Source organism: Brenneria populi, assembly GCF_036016195.1.
GTDB classification, from domain to species: domain Bacteria; phylum Pseudomonadota; class Gammaproteobacteria; order Enterobacterales; family Enterobacteriaceae; genus Brenneria; species Brenneria populi.
Genome location: NZ_JAYWTM010000022.1, coordinates 26,809 through 47,229, shown reverse-complemented (window position 1 = coordinate 47,229; position 20,421 = coordinate 26,809). Strand labels below are relative to the sequence as shown.

At 57.4% G+C, this 20,421-nt stretch carries 16 protein-coding genes; 5 read left to right on the top strand and 11 right to left on the bottom strand.

What is annotated here, in order from left to right; translation table 11 throughout:
* Positions 1–79: 79 nt before the first annotated feature.
* Entirely contained in the window at positions 80–826 is a 747-nt protein-coding gene (locus VSX58_RS17520; protein WP_327619218.1) for a sulfite exporter TauE/SafE family protein, read from the bottom strand.
* Between the two features lie 237 nt (positions 827–1,063).
* On the opposite strand from VSX58_RS17520, the gene VSX58_RS17515 reads away from it, so the two are divergent.
* The 3 genes from VSX58_RS17515 to VSX58_RS17505 all read left to right on the top strand — a co-directional run bounded on the left by VSX58_RS17515 (position 1,064) and on the right by VSX58_RS17505 (position 2,204).
* A complete protein-coding gene (locus tag VSX58_RS17515; RefSeq protein WP_327619217.1) occupies positions 1,064–1,261 on the top strand; it encodes a type II toxin-antitoxin system ParD family antitoxin in 198 nt (65 codons plus the stop codon).
* Between the two features lie 149 nt (positions 1,262–1,410).
* The gene (locus tag VSX58_RS17510) at positions 1,411–1,680 is read left to right on the top strand and encodes a type II toxin-antitoxin system TacA family antitoxin (RefSeq protein WP_327619216.1); all 270 of its coding nucleotides are present in this window, start codon (positions 1,411–1,413) and stop codon (positions 1,678–1,680) included.
* 26 nt (positions 1,681–1,706) lie between these two features.
* Positions 1,707–2,204 (top strand): GNAT family N-acetyltransferase, encoded by a 498-nt coding sequence (locus VSX58_RS17505; RefSeq protein ID WP_327619302.1) that lies wholly within the window; start codon positions 1,707–1,709, stop codon positions 2,202–2,204.
* Between the two features lie 77 nt (positions 2,205–2,281).
* Here VSX58_RS17505 and VSX58_RS17500 read toward each other — a convergent pair whose 3' ends face one another.
* The 4 genes from VSX58_RS17500 to VSX58_RS17485 all read right to left on the bottom strand — a co-directional run bounded on the left by VSX58_RS17500 (position 2,282) and on the right by VSX58_RS17485 (position 8,070).
* Positions 2,282–2,737, bottom strand: coding sequence for a GNAT family N-acetyltransferase (locus tag VSX58_RS17500; RefSeq protein ID WP_327619215.1), 456 nt, complete (start codon positions 2,735–2,737; stop codon positions 2,282–2,284).
* Positions 2,738–2,895: 158 nt separating this feature from the next.
* Complete coding sequence (gene lplT / locus VSX58_RS17495) at positions 2,896–4,107, bottom strand: lysophospholipid transporter LplT (RefSeq protein WP_327619214.1); 1,212 nt, start codon at positions 4,105–4,107, stop codon at positions 2,896–2,898.
* On the bottom strand, positions 4,104–6,260 hold the full coding sequence (aas, locus tag VSX58_RS17490) for a bifunctional acyl-ACP--phospholipid O-acyltransferase/long-chain-fatty-acid--ACP ligase (RefSeq protein WP_327619213.1): 2,157 nt from the start codon (positions 6,258–6,260) through the stop codon (positions 4,104–4,106). Before aas ends, lplT begins: the two co-directional genes overlap by 4 nt.
* Positions 6,261–6,537: 277 nt before the next feature.
* Complete coding sequence (locus tag VSX58_RS17485; protein WP_327619212.1) at positions 6,538–8,070, bottom strand: MFS transporter; 1,533 nt, start codon at positions 8,068–8,070, stop codon at positions 6,538–6,540.
* A 119-nt stretch (positions 8,071–8,189) separates the two neighbouring features.
* Between VSX58_RS17485 and VSX58_RS17480 the strand changes: the two genes are divergently transcribed.
* Entirely contained in the window at positions 8,190–9,071 is an 882-nt protein-coding gene (locus VSX58_RS17480) for a LysR substrate-binding domain-containing protein (RefSeq protein ID WP_327619211.1), read from the top strand.
* A 492-nt stretch (positions 9,072–9,563) separates the two neighbouring features.
* Here VSX58_RS17480 and VSX58_RS17475 read toward each other — a convergent pair whose 3' ends face one another.
* The 5 genes from VSX58_RS17475 to lysA all read right to left on the bottom strand — a co-directional run bounded on the left by VSX58_RS17475 (position 9,564) and on the right by lysA (position 17,544).
* Positions 9,564–10,961, bottom strand: a complete 1,398-nt coding sequence (locus tag VSX58_RS17475) for a glycoside hydrolase family 1 protein (protein ID WP_327619210.1) — start codon at positions 10,959–10,961, stop codon at positions 9,564–9,566.
* Between the two features lie 76 nt (positions 10,962–11,037).
* A complete protein-coding gene (locus VSX58_RS17470) occupies positions 11,038–12,510 on the bottom strand; it encodes a glycoside hydrolase family 1 protein (protein ID WP_327619209.1) in 1,473 nt (490 codons plus the stop codon).
* Positions 12,511–12,520: 10 nt separating this feature from the next.
* Positions 12,521–14,440, bottom strand: coding sequence for a beta-glucoside-specific PTS transporter subunit IIABC (locus VSX58_RS17465; protein ID WP_327619208.1), 1,920 nt, complete (start codon positions 14,438–14,440; stop codon positions 12,521–12,523).
* A 113-nt stretch (positions 14,441–14,553) separates the two neighbouring features.
* Positions 14,554–15,399, bottom strand: a complete 846-nt coding sequence (gene licT / locus VSX58_RS17460) for a BglG family transcription antiterminator LicT (RefSeq protein ID WP_327619207.1) — start codon at positions 15,397–15,399, stop codon at positions 14,554–14,556.
* 882 nt (positions 15,400–16,281) lie between these two features.
* The gene (gene lysA / locus VSX58_RS17455; protein ID WP_327619206.1) at positions 16,282–17,544 is read right to left on the bottom strand and encodes a diaminopimelate decarboxylase; all 1,263 of its coding nucleotides are present in this window, start codon (positions 17,542–17,544) and stop codon (positions 16,282–16,284) included.
* Between the two features lie 276 nt (positions 17,545–17,820).
* Between lysA and VSX58_RS17450 the strand changes: the two genes are divergently transcribed.
* The gene (locus tag VSX58_RS17450) at positions 17,821–18,774 is read left to right on the top strand and encodes a LysR family transcriptional regulator (RefSeq protein ID WP_327619205.1); all 954 of its coding nucleotides are present in this window, start codon (positions 17,821–17,823) and stop codon (positions 18,772–18,774) included.
* Between the two features lie 155 nt (positions 18,775–18,929).
* On the opposite strand, the gene VSX58_RS17445 is transcribed toward VSX58_RS17450, so the two are convergent.
* Positions 18,930–19,874, bottom strand: coding sequence for a pectate lyase family protein (locus VSX58_RS17445; protein ID WP_327619204.1), 945 nt, complete (start codon positions 19,872–19,874; stop codon positions 18,930–18,932).
* Positions 19,875–20,421: the final 547 nt, after the last annotated feature.

Below are 20,421 nucleotides of genomic sequence, written 5' to 3'. Positions count from 1 at the left end.
CGCGGTGGCGGCCAGCATATCCTCAAGCTGTTTCAAGGGAACCTCTTCGGTAAATCATCGCTGCTCCTGACCGCCCGACTCACAAAGAGCGTAAGGCCATCTCTATTCCCAACAGCATCAGGCAGAGCAGAAAAGCGCGTTTAAACGCCGGCGGACTGATGCGTCGGCGCAGACGCTGCCCCGCGAACATCCCCAGGAGAGACGGAATAATCGCCAGCGCCGACGCGCCAAACGCCGTCGTCGGCAGCGCATCGTGCCACCATAGCCCCAGCGCCAGGGCGCAGGTGGAAAAAGTAAAGGAGAGCCCCAAAGCCTGCACCAGCTCATCCTTTTGCAATCCCAGCGACTGGAGCCACGGCACGGCGGGGATAACAAACACGCCGCTCGCCCCGGTCAGCAGGCCGGTCGCCAGGCCGACCAGCGGCGACAGCCAAGGTTCCTTGCGGGGCGAGACGGAAAAAGGCCGCGCTAATAGCGTCCAGACGGCATAAACGATCAGCGCCGCCCCCAGAACCAACGTGGTGCGGGAGTCGCTGCCCTGCGCCAGCCATACGCTGCCGAACAGCGTACCGGCAATAATCATCGCCATCATCGGCCAGAGGCGGCGCAGCAGTGCGCGCAACCCCTCTGCGCCGCGCATCTGCACGACGTTGGTAACGAAAGAGGGCAACAGCAGCATGCCGGCCGCCGCCACCGGCGAGATCAGCGCCCCCAGAACGCCCATCGCGACGGTAGGCAGCCCCATGCCGGTAATCCCCTTAACCAGACCGGCGAGCGCAAAGGTTACGGCAATCGCGATAACCCTATCCGGCGTGAAATCACTCATAGTCAGGTACCTTTGCCTGTAAGCGAACCGACATCATGACCTAAGCCTATCCTCAATGCTTCGTTATGCAACGAAATATGTCAGGGGCGAACGCCAAATTGCGCACCGCCTCCCACGGTTATGTTATTCGCCTTGTCCTAGGCTCCCCGGCGAGTACTATTTTTGGCTACTGGATCGCGATGTTATCTGTAGGCATACTTTGTAAGCATAAATCTTACATCCATAAAAGAGGTCGTGATGGCCAGAACGATGACAATTGATCTTGGAGACGAACTTCGCCGCTACGTAGAATCACTGGTCGAGTCAGGTGATTACCGCACGCAGAGCGAAGTCGTTCGCGAGGCCATCAGAATGCTGAGTGAAAAACAAGCTGAGTCCGACCTGCAAAAACTGCGCAGTTTGATTGCCGACGGACTAACCAGCGGGTTGCCGTAGTTGAATATGCGGCCAATTGTCGCTACATTTCACGTACGGAAAATTCCGTACGTGATACAAAAAACCAGAGAAACCGCCTACCGGTTCATCCCCTAAGAGATCAGGCATATTGGTGACTCAACACACCGGGTAACCAAGGAGAAGAAAATATGTCCGCACTTAAAAAACAGCGCATCGATTTAAGATTAACCGATGACGACAAGAGCATGATTGAAGAGGCGGCGGCAATATCCAACCTGACAATGACTCAGTTCATGGTTAACAGCGCTTCGCAACGCGCCGCGGAAATTATACAACAGCATCGCAGATTGCTTCTTAACGAAGAATCCTGGAGTCTGGTTATGGAGGCGATTGCTAACCCGCAAGCACCGAATGACAAGCTGAAACAAGCAGCGAAGCGTCTACGAAATATGGAGTAGAGGCCGTGAGCAAGCTGACGATAGAGATGATCACCGATGATTTTCAATATGACTTTTTGAACTTTGACTGTAGTGAAACGTTGCTAAACGTATTTTTAAAAGACCATCTCAAACGGCAGCATGATGGAGAGATTTTAAAAGCCTATATTCTCAGGGACGAAGGCGCGAAAATTCTGGGATATTACACGTTGTCCGGCAGTTGCTTCGAAAGAGCCTCGCTGCCATCCAAGACACAACAAAAAAAAGTTCCGTACCACAATACGCCAAGCGTAACCTTGGGCCGTCTGGCTATTGACAAATCGCTACAAGGACAAGGATATGGCGCCACGTTAGCGACGCACGCAATGAAAGTCGTTTGGAAAGCATCTAAAGCCGTAGACATCTACGGACTTTTTGTCGAAGCGCTCAACGGTAAGGCAAAGCGTTTTTATGAGGCCCTTGGTTTCCTCCCGCTGGTTGGGGAGAACGAACATGCATTGTTTTACCCGACTAAATCGATTGAAAAATTGTTTTCGGAAAAATAATAAGCCCCCCTACATTCTTGCGGAGCACTTCGCGGTTCGTGACCGGCGGCACGCCCTCCGCGATCTCTTCGCGCTGTTTAAACGCCGCTGCGCATAGCAATATGCGCAATACCGTCTTCGTCATATACGTCGCCGACGGCGACAAATCCGAAACCGGCGTAGAAATGCTGCAAGTGGGCTTGAGCGGAGAGATAAAGCGGCTTTTGCGGCCAGTGGCGCGCGCAGGCCAGCAGCGCGTGTTCCAGCAGGCGATGCCCCAGACGCCGCCCCCGCACGTCAGGCGCGACGAGCGCCCGGCCGATAGTGACGGCATCGTTAGCCGCGGACGGCGCCAGCAGCCGCGCATAGGCCGCCAGCCGCCCCTGATGATAGGCGGCGATATGGCGATTGCCGTCGGCCAGATCGCGCCCGTCGAGATCCTGATAAGGGCAGTTTTGCCCAACGATAAACACCTGATTGCGCAACGCCAGAATGTCATGCAGAGAATAGACATTCAGATCCTCGACCCGCCAGTCATGCCATATCAGATTCATACCCGCCTCTATCCCGTCGTTATTTCCATACCTTTAAACGCGCCCCCCCTATGTCATGCCCGCGCAGGCGGGCACCTCAGCGACGCCAGTTCCCGCCGACCGCCGCGGGAACTGGCGTGGTGGGCTGGCGCGCGAATGACGCGCTGGAGCACTGCCGTTTATTTACCCGCCCGACGCTTAGCCACGATCAGCCATAGCCACAGTAGCGCGATGGCGCTTGCGAACAGCACGCCGAAGCCGACGCCGATGGCGATAACCGATACCCCGAGCTTCACCACCAGCGAATAGAGCCCCAGCATCAGCAGCATCGCCGCGTTTTCCCCCAGGTTCTGCACGGCGATGGCGTTGCCCGCGCCGACGCTCTCTTTCCCCCGATCCTGCAGCAGAGCGTTCAGCGGCACGATGAAAAAACCACCCAGCGCGCCAAGCAAAATCAGCAACGCATAGGCGCTGATCAGGCTGTGCTGAAGAGTGAAAATCACTACCGCCGCGCCAATCAGCACGCCGGCGGGCAAACAGCGCTGCACCGTTTTCAGGGTCACCAGTCGGGCGGCGGCCCCGGCCCCCAGCACGATCCCCACCGCCACCATCGCATTCAGCAGCGTCGGCGTGGCGTTATCGGTAATGCCCAGCGCCAGCGGCACCCACAGCACCAGCAGAAAGCGCAGCGTTACCCCGGCGCCCCAGAACATACTGGTGCCGAGCAGCGAAAAACGGGTTTCGCCATCGCGCCATAACGCGCGGCAGGACGAAAAGAAGCGGCGCGTCATGCGGGCCGGATTCCAGGACTGTCCGGGGCGCGCCGCCGCCAGCCGCGGGATCAGCATATTCGCCCCCAGCGCGATGCCGTAGGATATCGCGCAGATCGCCAGCGCCGCGCTCAGATTCCAGTCGGCCAGCACCCCGCCGGCCACCGATCCGGTGAGGATGGCGGCGATGGTCGACGCCTCCATCAGGCCGTTGGCTTTCACCAGTTGGCCGCCGTGGGTAATCTCGCCCAGGATGCCGTATTTGGCCGGCGAATAGGCCGCCGCGCCCACGCCCACCAGCGTATAGCCGAGAAACGGATTGCCGCCGAGAAAGATCGCCAGCGCCCCCAGCAGCTTCAGTCCGTTGGCCAGCATCATCACCCGGCCTTTGGCGAAGCTGTCCGCCATCTGGCCGACAAACGGCGCCAGAATGATGTATGCCGCCACGAAGCCCATCTGCAAAAACGGCTGACTCCAGTCGGGATAAACCAATACCTTGATCAGCGCCAGCGTGGCGAACAGCAGCGCGTTGTCGCCAAACGCGGAGAAGAACTGCGCGATGATGACGGCGTTCATGCTGCGCGACAGCAGGCGCGTTTCGGGTTGCGGCGTCTGATTCATACTGACTGCTCCGGTTGTTCGGCCATCTCGCGCAGCGCGACGAAATCGGGCTTGCCGCTGCCGAGTAACGGTAATGCTTTCATATAGCGGATATCGCGCGGCACCGCCAGCTCGGGTACGCCGCCGCTGCGCGCCTGCGTCAACAGCCGTTCGCGGGTTAACTGGCCGTCGGTGGTAAACAGCACCAGCGCCTCCCCTTTACTGCTGTCGCTTTTGGCGCTGGCGGCGTGCTGCGCCTGCGGCGACACGCTGAGCGCCAGCTGCTCGACGCTCTCCAGCGACACCATCTCGCCGGCCAGCTTGGCGAAGCGTTTTACCCGGCCGACGATGGTGCAGAAGCCGCTTTCATCCAGTTCGACGATATCGCCGGTGTCATACCAGCCGGCCTGCGATTCGCCCTGGGCGTTTTCCGCCGCCGGCGTTTCCAGCACGCCAGGACGCTCAACGCGCAGATAGCCTTTCATGATATTCGGCCCGCGCAGTTGCAAACGCCCGCCGCGCTCGATGCCCGGCACCGTAATCAGCCGCGACTCCATCTCCGGCAGCAACTGCCCGACGGTATGGATTTTCGCCGCCATCGGCACGTTAATCGCCACCACCGGCGCGCATTCCGTGACGCCATACCCTTCCAGAATTCGAATGCCGAACTTATCCTGCCAGATTTGCCGCGTCCCTTCAGAGAGTTTTTCCGCGCCGGCCACCACATAGCGCAAGCGCGCGAAATCGTACGGATGGGCGAAGCGCGCGTAGTTACCCAGGAAGGTGGAGGTGCCGAACAGCACGGTGCAGTTCTGGTCGTACACCAGTTCCGGCACGATGCGGTAATGCAGCGGGCTGGGATACAGAAACACTCTGGCGCCGGTCATCAGCGGCGTCAGCAGCCCCACGGTCAGACCAAAGGCATGGAACAGCGGCAGCGCCGACATAAAGCGGTCGCGCGGCGTGAAGTCCGCCACGGTGCGGATCTGCTCGACGTTCGCCAGCAGGCTGTCATGGGAATGCACCACCCCTTTGGGGCTGCCTTCGGAACCGGAAGTGAACAGGACGATGGCCGCATCGTCGGGCTTCTGCGCCAGCATCGCTCTGGCGGGGAACAGCAGATGCGCCAGGATCCACAGCTTATCGGCCAGGGTGACGGTATCTTTTAAATCTTCCAGATAGATCCAGTTGGCTTCGCCGACCTGCTCCGGCAGCGCCGTCAGCTTGCCTTTTTCCAGGAACTGGCGCGAAGTCACGATGGTTTTGATGTCGGCGGCCTTCATGGCGCTTTGCAGCCCCTTCGCCCCCGCGGTGTAATTCAGCATCGCCGGCACCCGGCTACGCAGCGATGCGCCCAGAATCGCCGCCGCCGTAATCGTGGCGTTCGGCAACAGCAGGCCGACGTGTTCATCCCCGCGGGTAAAACGCTGCAGGATGCGCGCGACGCCCAGCGATTTTTTCAGCAATCCCTGATAGCTATCCTCTTGGAAAGCGATATCGGCGATACAGGGAGAGCGGCGTCCGTAGCGGGTCTGAGCGGCGAGAAACGCCTGATACAGCGTGTGGCGCGGGCGGCTCGCCATGCGGGCCTGCATCATAATCTGATGCAACCGTTCGCCCGCCAGAATACGGCGCTCTCTGGCGCTGTTCGCCTCCGGCATCGGCAGCGTGGTGGGCGGCAGATAGGTTATGGTGATTTGCGGGAACCAGCGGCGCTTAAAGACGCCCGCCAGTCGCCCGAACGGCGTAAACTCCGCGCCGTCGAGACGCACCGGAATAACGGTCGCGCCGGATTTCGCCGCCACAAACGCGGCGCCGCTGTAAATTTTCATCAGCGAGCCGGTCACGGTGATGCGCCCCTCCGGGAAAACCACCACCGGCTGGCCGCGCTCGATCACCTTGATCAACCCCTTGATGGCCAGCGGATTGGTGGGATCCAACGGCACGAAATCGATATAGGGCTTAAGCCAGCGCATAAACCAGCGCGCGGAAATCGTCGAGTAAACGGCAAACACCGGCTTGACGGGCAAAAACAGCGCCAGCAGCGCGCCGTCGAGAAAAGAGGTATGGTTAGGGGTAATTAGCAGTTTATCCTGCTGAAAATGACGGCCGTCGCCTTCAATCCGTATACGGTACAGCCGCTTAAGTACCCAACGCAACAGGGTATAAATCATGTCTTCTCCTGATAGACAGATGAACAGTACGATCTGTGAAGCATAAACAGCAAAAAAAAACAGATCGGCAAACGCCGGGTTAAAAATACTATAGGGAACGGCTCATCGCCAGAACAACCGAAAGGCGGTTCCCGTCCCCCTAACTTATTAGGATAATTCGTATTTTCAGCGACGGAACGGCGCGGGGAAAAGACGGAGGCCGATGCGGCGGAAGGCAAAATGCAGGCGCGCGGCAGGCCGGAAAGCCGACTTGCCGCATCGTGGCGGACGTCGGCGTTTAGGGCGACAGATCCTTCCGGCATGACGCCGACGCCTCAGAACGCGGTTCACGCCCGCGTAGCGAGAAAAATACCGCCAGCGCGGACAGCAGCGCGATCGCCATCAGGCATAGCAGCAAGGAGTGCAGGGCGGCGGCGTAAATTTGCTGAAGCTGCGCCGTGTCGGCCTGCGGCAACAGACGCAGCGCCTGCGACATATCCCCCGTGGCCAGACGCTGAGCCGCCTGGCCGATATCGCCGCCGCCGAAACGCGCCGCCAGCGCCGTATGGGTAAAGGCGGCGAGGATCGCGCCCACCATCGCCAGCGCAATCCCCTCCCCCGCCACGCGAGTGGTGCTGAAAATCCCGGTCGCCATACCGGCCCGCGCTTTCGGCACCACGCTGACCGACAGGCCGTCCATCAAGCCCCACGGCAGGCCGGCGCCGATACCGATAACCAGCATCGGCGCGACCATCCCCGGCACGCTCCCCGCCGCCGCCGTCAGGCTCAGCCAGCCAAGCCCCAACGCCGCAATCGTCAGCCCGACGCTACACAGAACGCCGGGCGCTATCCAGCGCGTTAACCAGGCGGCCAGCAAAGGAACAACCAGCATCGGCAGCGATAGCGCCATCATCATTAGTCCGGCGCGCGCTTCGCTCAATCCGGCGACGCCGATAAAAAACATCGGCAACAGCACCAGCAGCACCACAAAACAAAAACCCGTCGCCAACGGCAGCGCCTGCACGCCGATAAAACGCGGGAAACGAAACAGCGAGAGATCCAGCATCGGGTGGGCCGCGCGTCGCTCCACCTGGATGAATACGCCCAGCAGTAGGGCGGATCCCGCCAGCAGCGACAGCACCATCGCGCTTCGCAATCCCTGTTGAGGGATCGCCATCAGCGCCCAGGTTAATAGCGCCAGCATCGCGGTGAACGACAGCGTGCCCGGCCAGTCGATCCCCGATGCCTGCGGATTGCGCGTTTCACGCATCTTCGTTGCGCCGGTCAGCAGGGAAACCATCGAAATAAGCGTGGCGGTGAAGAATACCGCGCGCCAGCCAAAATGGGCGATCAGCACCCCGGCCAGCAAAGGGCCGAACGCCAGTCCGATGCCGAAGCTGCTGCCGAGCAGGCTGAAAGCGCGGGTGCGCGCATGACCGTCGAATTCCTGCGCCAGCGCCGCGGAACCGCCGGCCAACGCGGCGGCGGCGGCGACGCCCTGAGCGGCGCGCAAGAGATCGATCCACAACAGGCTGCCGCTGAAAGCCTGCAATAAAGAGAGCAGGGCGAACAGCGCCACGCCGCCGATAAATACCTTTTTGCGGCCGAATTCGTCGGCCAGCGCACCGGCCGCCATCAAAAAACAGCCGAAGCTGAGCATAAAGGCGTTGGTGATCCAGCTCAGCGCCTGCGCGCTGCCGCCAAGCTCATGAGCGATAGCCGGCGTGGCGATGGCGCCGCTGACGAAGTTGATCGGCAAGATTAGGGCCGCCAGACACACGGTGATTAAGACGCGAAGGCCGCCCGCCGGATAAGAGGGTGAAGGTTGCATGGGCTTTTTCCAGGATAAAGGACAGGAGCTAAAAATGATAAAATGTCGGCAATATGGCGTAAATAGGCTGAATGTCCGATAATTAAGGACTAAATGTCTCGAATAGACAGAAGGGAACAATGGATAACCTCAACGGATTACTGGCGTTTGTGCGGGCGGCGCAGAGCCATAGCTTTGCCTCGGCGGGCGAAAGAATGGGCATTTCCGCCTCGGCCGTCGGCAAAAGCGTGGCGCGGCTGGAGGGAAAGCTCAACGTGCGTTTGTTCAATCGCAGCACCCGCCGCATCAGCCTGACCGATGAGGGCCAGCTGTTCTTCGAACGCTGTCAGCACATTGTGGCGCAGCTAGAGGAGGCCGAGCAGGAGCTGGTGCGTATATCCGCCGTGCCGCGCGGTAAATTACGCATCACCGCGCCTGCAATCGGCTATCGTATGCTGCTGCCGCATCTGTCCGAGTTCCGGCAACGTTATCCTGAGGTGGAGCTGGATTTTGATTTCAGCGACCGCATGGTCGATGTCATTGAAGAGGGTTTCGATATCGCGATACGCAGCGGCGAACTGAGCAGCTCACAGATGATGTCGCGCCGTATCGGGCCGTTTCGCTTTGCGATCGTCGGCAGTCCGGCGTATTTCGCCGCCAACCCGCCGCCGCAGACCCCGGCGGACCTGCGCCATCACGCCTGCCTGCGCTACCGTTTTCCCTCGAACGGGCAGTGGCAGGAATGGGGAATCCACGGCGATGAGCCCTTGACGTTGCCGCTGTCGCTCAGCAGCAATAATCTGGAGTCATTATTGCAGTCGGCGCTGCAAGGATTGGGGATTGCCTATGTGCCGGAATTTATCGTGCGCCGCTATCTGGACGCCGGCCAACTGGTATCCGTACTGTCTTCTTACCTGAAAGAAGGCGGCAAGTTTTCCGTGGTTTGGCCGAGCAGCCGCCATATGTTGCCGAAAGTACGGGTATTTATTGATTTTCTGACGGAAAAACAGGTTCTGGGGTAAGGGTGGTTTATCCGCGCTGGCGGACACCTCAGTAACGCCGAGCCACCTGCGACCCCAGATTCCTGCCTTTGCATTGAGGGCTCCCCATAAATTGGCATATGTCATATCGGAGAATATTTCGTACGCGATAAAACCACCATTTCTCTGCCACGCCGTAGCACGCGCCCGACGCAGGGTGGTTCAAACGCCACCGCCCTGCGAACCCCGGCTTGCGGCTAAATTATGTCGCTGCGCGATGCCTTCGTCGGTATCAAGCTTAATGGACCGCTTGCGACACGGAACACTCGTCTCATCCCTGAGACTCGCCCTGTCGGGCCAGCGCAAGCGCTGTTCAAAAACGCTCCCGGCGTTGTTGTCCGACGTGGCGCAAGCTTTCGCCGCGTCCGTGCGGCTCATCCTAAGCCTGCTATCTCCTCAGCATAATTTTTTACGCCGGGTAACGCTCAACCCCGTCAGAACCCCGTATTTGTGCATAGGAAACAGTCCTAAGCGTCAAAGCTGCTCGCCGTTGGAGGCGATGACCTGCTTATACCAGTAAAAACTCTTTTTCTTCGTACGCGCCAGCGTGCCGTTGCCGTCGTTGTCTTTATCGACATAGATAAAGCCGTAGCGCTTTTTCATCTCTCCGGTGCCGGCGCTGACGATATCGATCGGCCCCCACCAGGTGTAGCCCATAATGTCGCAGCCATCGGCTAGCGCCTGCGCCACTTCCTGCAGATGCCGGCGGCCGTAGCTGATACGCTCGTCATCCTCAATGGCGCCGTCGGCCGCCGGAGTATCCACGCCGCCGTAGCCGTTTTCCACGATAAACAGCGGCTTCTGATAACGGTCCGTCAGCTCATTGCACACCAGCCGCAGCCCTTTGGCGTCAATCGGCCAGCCCCACTCCGTCTTCTCCAGATAGGGGTTTTCCAGCCCGGTGATGCCGCCGGTATCCGACAGCACCAGTTCGCCCGCCTTGTGCGTGGCGCTGCGGTAGTAGCTGAATCCCAGATAGTCGGACGGCCAGGCCGCCAGCAGCTCAAGATCTCCCGGCTCCATCTCCAGTTGAATATCGTAGTCGCGCCACATCCGCCGGCTGTAGGCCGGGTAAACGCCGCGCATCATTACGTCGGAATAGAACAGCGAACGGCGGCGCAGCTGATAGCTTTCAAACACATCGTCCGGGTGGCAGCGATAGGGATAAACGGTGCTGAGCGACAGCATGCAGCCGATCGTCGCGTCGGGAATAATCTCATGGCACAGTTTATTGGCGATGGCGTTGGCCACAAACATATGGTGGTTCGCCTGGTAGACCGCCTGCAATAAGCGCGCCTGCGGCGGCCGTATCGCGCCGGTGGCGAACGGCATGCGGTTCATGTTGTTCAGTTCGTTAAACGTCATCCAGTATTTCACCTTGTGCCGATAGCGGCGGAATACCGTTGCGCAGTAACGGCTGAAAAAATCCACCAGGCGGCGGTTCTCCCAGCCGCCGTAGCGCGTCGCCAGCGCCAGCGGCGTCTCATAGTGCGACAGGGTGATCACCGGCTGAATGCCGTATTTCAGCAGTTCGTCGAACAGATCGTCGTAGAAGCGCAGCCCCGCCTCGTTCGGTTCGGACTCATCCCCCTGCGGGAAGATGCGCGACCAGGCGATCGAGGTGCGGAAACACGTAAAGCCCATTTCGGCGAACAGCGCCACATCCTGTTTATAACGGTGATAAAAATCGATCGCCTGATGGCTGGCGTAGTACCGCCCCGCCTCGATCGTTTCATCCGCCTGCCCGGCGATAATACCGCCGCGCACCACATCGGCGATGGACGCGCCCTTGCCGTCTTCATTCCACGCCCCTTCGGCCTGATTGGCCGCAATCGCCCCACCCCAAAGAAAATCGTGCGGAAAACTCGCCATACCCGTTCCTTATCGTCATCACATCCGAATTTAAGCCGCAGACGGGCGCCGCCGCCCGCCGCGCGCCGGTTTTGTCTCAATCCGCCAGCCGTTCGCCATTCGAGGCGATCGCCCGCTGATACCAGTAGAAGCTTTTCTTGCGCGAACGGCGCTGGGTGCCGTTGCCGTCATCGTCCTGATCGACATAGATAAAGCCGTAACGCTTGGAAATCTGCGCCGTTCCCGCGCTGATCACGTCGATCGGCCCCCACCAGGTGTAGCCGAACAGCTTGACGCCATCCCCCAGCGCTTCTTTCATCTGTTCAATATGCTGGCGCAGATAGTCAATGCGGTAATCATCGTCAATGGTGCCGTCGGGCTTAACGGTATCGACGGCTCCCAGTCCGTTCTCGGCGATAAACAGCGGTTTTTGATAACGGTCGTAGAGCTGATTCAGCGCCAGACGCAGCCCTTTGGCGTCGATTTGCCAGCCCCACTGGCTGCTGGGCAGGTAGGGGTTACGGATGCCGCCGGTAATCAGGTTGCCGGTCGCGCCCTCCAGCTCCTGCGGGCGGGCGCTGACGGTGCTGGACATGTAGTAGCTGAACGACACGAAATCGACCGGATACTGGCGCAGGATCTCGTCATCCCCCCGCTCCTTCATCAGCACCACGCCCTTTTCCGCCAGCATCCGGTCGGTATAGGCCGGATAGTAGCCGCGGGCCTGCACGTCGCTGAAAAACAGCGACACCCGTTGCTGCTCTTCGCAGGCCTGCAGATCGTCGGGATGACAGGTGTGGGGATACAGCATCTGATAGCTGATCATGCAGCCCACCTGCGCGCCGGGAATCATTTCATGGCAGGCTTTGGTCGCCAGGGCGCTGGCGATAAACTGGTGGTGCGCGCCCTGATATTTGTCCTGTTCCAGATGCGGATGATCCTCTTCAATCACGCCCACGCTGACATAAGGGTGATGTTTCACGCAGTTGATCTCGTTGAAGGTCATCCAGTACTTCACCTTATGGCGGTAGCGTTCGAACAGCGTCGTGGCGAAACGCAGGTAGAAATCCACCAGTTGACGGTTCGGCCAGCCGCCGTATTCCGTTACCAGACACAGCGGCATTTCATAGTGCGAGAGCGAGACGATCGGCTGAATATTGTGCGCCAACAGCGTGTCCAGCACATCGTCATAAAACGCCAGCCCGGCCTCATTCGGCTCGATTTCATCGCCGCGCGGGAAAATGCGCGTCCAGGCGATCGACATGCGAAAGCACGTAAATCCCATTTCGGCGAACAGCGCGATGTCCTCTTTGTAATGGTGATAAAAATCAATCCCCTTACGCTTGGGATAATACTTGTCGCTGTCGGGATCCTGCGCCTGCGCCACCTGGCGGCGGGTCATAAACAGCCACTGGTCGAGCCAGCGCTCTTTCGGCGTGCGGCTGTCGAAGGTGTACACATCGGAAACGGAAAGCCCTTTGCCGCCCACATTCCAGGCGCCCTCCAATTGGTTGGCCGCCGTCGCCCCGCCCCAGAGAAAATCATCAGGAAATTGCTTTGAAAACGCCATGTCGTCTCCCTTATGCCGCAATCGCGGTCAGTTTCAGAAATGCTTCGCGCGAGTGGACGTCGCCTTCGATCAGCGAACGCACCTCGCCATAACATTCGGTATTGGTGACCACCACGATCACGCTGGGGTCGATCCGCTCCGCCAGCAGCGCCGGCAGATCGAAACTTACCAGCGCGTCGCCGACCTCCACCATCTGCCCCGCCTTGACGTGGCAGGCGAAGTGGCGCCCGCCGAGCTTGACGGTATCAATGCCGATATGAATCAATATTTCCGCGCCGGTATCGCTTTTCAGCGCCAGGGCGTGGCAGGTTTCAAACACCGATTCCACCCGGCCGTTAATCGGCGACACCAGTTCGCCGTTGGCGGGATAAACCGCGATGCCTTTACCGAACATCTCGTCGGCGAAAATGGGATCGCTCAGGCGGTCGAGGGAGAGCATGCGCCCGTCAATGGGGGCGAAGAGCTGCTCTTCGTGCCGGCCGAGCCGCGCCGGCGTTACGCCGCCGACGGTTTGCCCCGTCGGCGCCGGGTTGCCGGGCAATACCGGCGTAGCCGCGGCGTTTACCGACGGTTCCGGCGCCTTCTGCTCAAGCGGATCCTCAAACCCCAGCAGGCAGGTGACGGCCGCGGCCACGCTAAAAGAGATGGCCAGGCTGGCCAGGGCATACAGGAAGGTCGGGCCGACCAATGCGGGCAGCCCCGGCAGGCCGCTCAGCGCGAACGCATAGGTTTTCACGCCGAAGAACATGGCGAACGCCCCGCCGCAGGCGCCGCCGATTAGCGCGGCGGCGAACGGACGTTTGAAGCGGATGTTGATGCCGTACATCGCGGGCTCGGTAATGCCCATCGCCGCCGTAAGGCTGGTGGATAGCGCCAGGGATTTCACCTTCTTATTACGCGAACGCAGGAACACGCCGAACGCCGCCCCGGCCTGTCCCAGGTTGGCGACATAAAAGATGATCTTCAGCGGATCGAACCCCATCTTGCTGATGTTGTTGATCACGATAGGGATCAGCACATAGTGCATGCCGGTAATGATAATCAGGGAGAGCGTACCGCCCAGAATAAGCCCGGCGAGCAGCCCCATGTTTTCCACCAGCCAGACCACCCCCGACGACAGGTGGTTGCCGGCCAGAATCCCCAGCGGGCCGATGGCTATCAGCATGATCGGCGCGACGATCAACAGCGTGAACAGCGGGACGAACATCGTCTTGAGCATACCCGGCATAACGCGGTCGACGGCGCGCTCGACATAGGACATCAGCCACACAGCCAGCAGGATCGGGATCACCGACGACGCATAGGAGACCGGCGACACCGGCAGTCCGATAAATGAAATCGGCTCGCCCTGCGCAAACAGCTTCAGCAGCGTCGGGTGAAACAGGGTGGCGGCCAGTGCCACCGCGACATAAGGATTGCAGCCCAGTTTATTGGCCGCGCTGAACGCCAGCACCAGCGGAATGAAAAAGAACACGCCGTCGCTGATGGCGGAGAGGATCAGATAGGTTTGGTTGGTCGGCGCTATCCACTGCAGCGCGATGCACAGCGACAGCACCCCTTTGAGAATACCGGCGCCGGCGATCGCCGGGATAATCGGCGAAAAGATGCTGGATAGCGACTCCAGCATGGTGGAAATCAGATTGCGTTTTTCCCTCTCCTGCGCGCCATCCGCCTTCTGCGATAACGCCGGATAGTCTTGGATCAGGGCGCGATAAACGTCCGCGACCTCATTGCCGATAATCACCTGAAACTGATCGCCGGCCACATTAATGCCGATAACGCCGTTAATCTGCTGCAGCGCCTCTTTATCGGCCAGAGCCATATTGCGTAAATTAAAACGCAAACGGGTAATACAATGGAAAACGTGCTGAATATTTTTTTCTCCGCCCACTAATTCAGCGATCTGTTTTGCCGTTTCCTGATAATTCATGGTTATTCCTCTTTCCAGAATGAAATCGCAAGATTTCATCAACAACCGCACGGTTTTTATTTACCGCGACGCCTTGTTTCCTCTGGGGTTTGCCTGATTGAACAGTAACAAGCCTATTTGGAATTTTTTAAATTGTGGATCATATTATCGATATGTATCGTCAGATAGAGTTTCTCCGAATTACTCATGTTGTGTTGATAGTTTTTACTGATAAACGCGCTGATATATTCAACGCAGCCTAATGTTTTTTGATAGCGCTGCTGCACCATATTAAATAAGTCGCCATCATCATTTTCCAACGTAGCGCCCTCAATCACCCGCTGGGCAAAAAACTTAACATGGGTAATAAAGCGGTGATAGTTAGAACCCGACTCGTCCAAGGAAATACGAAAATAGTATTTAACAATATTTTGAACCTGATAAATCAGCTGGGTAATCTGCTTCATATTTCCGATATTGTCGTTTAATTCGGCGTTGACAATATGCAGGGCGATACTGCACGCCTCGGATTCCGGCAATACCACGTGCAATGTTTCAAACACCAAATCCAGCGCTTTTTCAGCCACCGCGTATTCGTCTTTGTAAAAATGGCGTACTTCCCACTGCAACGGATTCTGGATCGCGACGCCGTTCTGCTGACATTGCAGCGCGAAATTCAGATGGTCGGCCAATGTGACGTAAATACCTTCGCTTAGCTTTTGCTGCAGCTGCGCTTTCGCCAGCTCGACGATGTCGTCGGTGATCTGTAATACCTCCAACGACACCTGATCGACCAGATCTTTAAAGCGGGCGGAAATCGCGTTATCTCGTAAGTGAAATATTTTTTCAATGCGTGATTCATCCACCTGCTGGCCGTTTTTTGAATTAAAACCCAGACCGCAACCGGTTAAGATCAGCTCCTGACCCTGATTGTCCAAAACGCTGACGACATTATTATTCAGGATCTGCTTTATCTTCATCACCCTTGTCCCCTATAAATAAAAACGGGCAAAACTAAAATACAGAACCAGACGCTATGTAATACGGACATGTAATACATACGCTAAGTCTCTGCACTTAAGTTTTGCCCGCCGAACGGTAACAAGCCTTATGCATGGGAAGAAATTAGCACCGGCTATTTAAACGGTCAATCGCCTAACCGGAGAGCAAACCGGTTTCTTTTCTATTTGTGATGTAAGTAATGTTTTACCCGGCAGAAAAAATTACCGCCGCGGAAAGCGATGGGCGCAAACGTCCGGACAATAAACAGGCGAATAGGCGGCGTCGCGGCAAAAAAAACCTACGCATCCGCGTAGGTTGGTGTAATCAAATGCTTCAATGTACAGAGCACATTGATATATCACCAATCAATACCTCTGGGACTTGATACTCTAAAGATGCCGGCGGAAAGAAACCAGCGCCTAATCGAAAGAGTTTCGCTCCAAATGAAACCAACTGTAAATCTTTTCGGCGTCATGTAATATCCCCTTTTTATTTCAAGCTGCAAGTGCGTTGGCTTTGTTACTCGCCCCATCCTTGGGGCCGCCGCAAGCGGCGCTCAAATCTGCTCCTGGGGATTAATGAGAGACATCCTGTCTCTCACCGCAGGCCAGCCTTTGGCTGGTCAAATTCGTTCCTGACTAATTTGTCGCGGCAATGCCGCGTTATTCGGCCCGAGGGCCTCACCCCTTCGGGGTCAGCGCAAGCGCTGTTCAAAAACGCTTTGGCGTTTTTGTCCTGCAACGCGAATTATTTTGGGTATAAACGGCGCTTAATGAGAGTCATTGCGTATTTTGGCCGTGGCGCGCGCGCATCCAAAAAGAGGCGGGCATGACGCGGCGGCATCATGCCCGCGCGGCCGGTTAAACCGACTCCAGCGCCAGCAGCTCCTCCAGCGTCTGACGGCGGCGGATAAGCCGCGGCCGTCCCTGTTCGAACAGCACTTCAGGCAACAGCGGACGGCTATTGTAATTGGATGACATGGATGCGCCGTAGGCGCCGGTATCGTGGAACACCAGATAATCGCCCACCCGCGCATCCGGCAGCGCGATGGTTTCAACGCCGCCTCCCGCCTGCTGGGTGAACACATCGCCGGATTCGCACAGCGGCCCGGCGACCACGCTATCGCGCAGCGGCGCCCGGCTGATATCGCGATTATCGCCCGGCAGCAGCGATATATGGTGATAGCTGCCGTACATCGCCGGACGCATCAGATCGTTGAACCCCGCATCCACCAGCACAAAGTGACGGCTGCCCATCTCCTTCACCGCGCGCACTTCGGCCACCAGCACGCCCGATTCGGCGACCAGAAAACGGCCCGGCTCAATCTCCAGCGTCACCGGATGCCCCAGATGGGCGGCGATCTTTTCACGCGCCTGATTCCACAAACCATAATAATGCTCGGTATTTATCGCTTCCTCGCCGTCGCGATAAGGAATGGACAGACCTCCGCCGGCGGAAATCGCCTCGATATCGTGCCCCAGATCGATCACCTGCCGCACCATCGCGTCACAGACCTGCGCCAGATGGTCGTAATCCACTCCGGAGCCGATGTGCATGTGAATCCCCACCAGCCTCAACCGGTAACGTTGAATTTTCGCCAGCGCCTGCGGCAAATCGCCGTACCAGATGCCATGTTTGCTGTTCTCGCCGCCGGTATTGGTTTTCTGGCTGTGGCCGTGGCCGAAACCGGGGTTCACGCGCAGCCACACCGGATGGCCCGGCGACTGTTCGCCGATCTGCTCCAGCATATCCACCGAACCGGCGTTTACCGGGATGTTCAGCTCCGTTACCCGCTGTAGCGTCGGGCGATCCAACAGATCGGCGGTAAAGACGATCTGATGCTCGTCGGTCCCCGGTACAAAGCCGGCCACCAGCGCCCGTTCGATCTCGCCCAGCGACACGGAATCCACTTTGACGCCCTGTCGCCGCATCAGACGCAGAATATGGATATTGGAGCAGGATTTCTGCGCAAAACGGATGGTGTCGAAGCGGCGCAGCTTGGCGATATTATCAATAATGGTTTGCGCATCGTACGCCCAGACCGGGCAGCCGAAACGCGCGGGCAGCTGGCGCAGATTCTGCGCGTTCAGCGCATGGGCGGCGTCGTTCAAATCGTGCGGCATGGTGTTTCCTGGAAATGAAATTTTATTATGAATGCAGTATGCCGATGAGCGTTCCGGTAATAAAATATCAATATATCGGCAGTCTATTCATTTTTGATATACTATTATCATGCTGCAAGTGGCCTATGCGTTGGCTTTGTTACTCGGCCCATGGGCGAGCCCCGTCAACGGGGCGAGTAATATCTAACTGTGTCAGCAGTCTGAAACGATTTTAGCGTTTTTGTCCTGCAACTCGAATGAGTTAGGGTATAGAAACGTCACCAAACGGGATGCGCTATGGCTACGGCGTCGCTACGACATATCGAGATTTTCCATGCGGTAATGACCACCGGCAATCTGACGGAGGCCGCCGCGCTGCTGAACACCTCCCAGCCGACGGTTAGCCGCGAGCTGGCGCGTTTTGAAAGGCTAATCCGGATGACGCTGTTCGAACGTCTGCGCGGGCGGCTTTATCCCACCGCGCAGGGCCTGCGGCTGTTTGAGGAAGTGCAACGCTCCTATTACGGCCTGGAGAGGATCATCAACGCCGCCGAGGATATTCGCCGTTTTCAGCAGGCGCAGCTCTCCATCGCCTGCCTGCCGGTATTCTCGCAGTCGCTGCTGCCGGAGGTGTGCAAACCGCTGCTGGCCCGCTATCCGTCGCTCGGCCTGCATATTGTTCCGCAGGAGTCGCCGCTGCTGGAGGAGTGGCTGTCCGCCCAGCGCCACGATCTGGGGCTGACCGAAAATAGCGCGACGCCGGCGGGCACCGAACGCCAGACCCTGATGATGCTTAACGAAGTCTGCGTTCTGCCCGCGCGGCACCCGCTGGCGGCGAAGCCGGCGCTGGCCCCCGCCGACTTCGCCGGCGAGCCCTTTATCAGCCTGTCGAGCGCCGACGGCTATCGTCAACTGTTAGATAAGCTGTTTCAGGAAGCGGGCGTCTCTCGTCAAATGGTGGTGGAAACCCACAGCGCGGCGTCGGTCTGCGCCATGGTGCGCGCCGGCGTCGGCATCTCGATCGTTAATCCCCTGACCGCGCTGGACTATGCGACATACGGCGGCGCGACATACGGCGGCGCGGCGTCCGGCGTCGTCGTGCGCCCTTTCAGTATCGATGTGCCTTTTACCGTCAGCCTGATTCGCCCGCTGCACCGCCCCGCTTCGGCGCTGGTCGATACCTTTATCGAACGCTTGCAACGCTATGCGGAACAGATTCCCGACCGCTTGCAGCGCGTTTTGCGGCCTTAGCCATACGCCGCTACGAAATGCCCGTGGCCATAAAACCCGCCGGCAACGCAATGATAGGTTAATAATCGGCGGCGCGGTCTGCCATGGGTTCCCGACGCCCAACGATAAGGCTCTGCCGATGCAGAGTCTCTTTTCATTCGCCATATGAGCGATCGTCATGCCGGGAACGTCAGCGCGCTGTTTTGAGCGCCGGAATACGCCACTGCCCAGGATTTCGCCTCGCTGACGCTCATCAGTTTGTATGAATAATTAGACGATGCCGCCCATTTGGCCGCCGAAGACTTGCTTGCCGTGGCGGTGGGGGAACTGCCGTTATCGGTAAAGGTTGAACCGTTGCCCTTATCGTCGACGATACCGCCTTTTTCCGCGCCGCTGCCGAATACGTTTTTTTCAGAAAGGATATTGGCGTTTTGCGCAACCGTAAAGGCCAGCTGGAATTTATTCACATAGTTGTTGAATACATGGAAATAACCATAGCGCATCAATCCCGGACAGCGGACTTCAATATTTTCGTAACGGTTATGGCAGATGGTTAAATGCGGATAGCCATTGTAGCTCGTATTATTGTCATCCGCCGGATGACCAAAAATACAGCCATATTTATGATTGGAGAAATAGCAGTTACTGATGGTGACATAGTCGGCTTTATCCCCGACATAAATCAATTTATCCAGACTGCCGTCAGTATCGCTCCAGGTATGTCCGGGCCATGAGCAATGATCGACCCAGTATCCTTTCCCGTAATTCAGATATAGCTGAATATCATCATTCGCTTTAATTGACACGTCATGTTTAAACGTCAAGTTCTGAAAAATAATATTGGATGAACTCGATGTGGCGCGCAAATGGATATTGTTCAATACATTGGCACCGCCAAACGACCCGACAATGGTTTTATTGCTGCCAAACGTGACTTTCCGCAACGTCGAGGAGCTCAGCGAGGCGGCGAGAACCACTATTTTTTTCGCCGAACCGCTGACCGCGGACTGCAGCTCCGTAAGAGATTTTACCGTAACCACGGTACCGCCCGTACCACCCGTAACGCCGGCGACTTTTGCAAAACCAATGAGACCCGTTAAATTAGTTTGTGGGTATGACATAAATTACCTCTTTTCTTTTCACAATGAATATCATTCTGCCAAATGACAGAAACATAAATTTTCGGCAATAAAAAACCCGCCGAAGCGGGTTTTTTATTCATTTATAGGCTTTCAAAAATATTTATCATCGCGCTAGCTGTTTTTATGGCGCCATATACGAAAAACCCCGCCATAAGCGGGGTTTAAAATGTTTAAATATTTTTTTAATACATGAAATCCTATTGTGTAAACTTTACGACCCAAAATTGCACAAGTCAACAATAATACATAAAAATATTTTCATTATTTATGCGAATAAACAATTATGTTATCCCCTTGAATAATTCAGGCTGCAGGACAAAAACGCCGACCGCATTTTTGAACTGAGCTTACGCTGGCCCCCAAGCGCGCAGGCGCAATCACGCGGCTTGGCTATAAACTGCCAGTCGCCGGCCAGTGACTGGAGGAACGACAAATCTATTACGGCAACGCCACTATGCTATAGTGTTGCGCCGTCAACGCCGGCTAAACTCACAGCGCTTGCGGGGCACGAGCAGCGCCGATACGA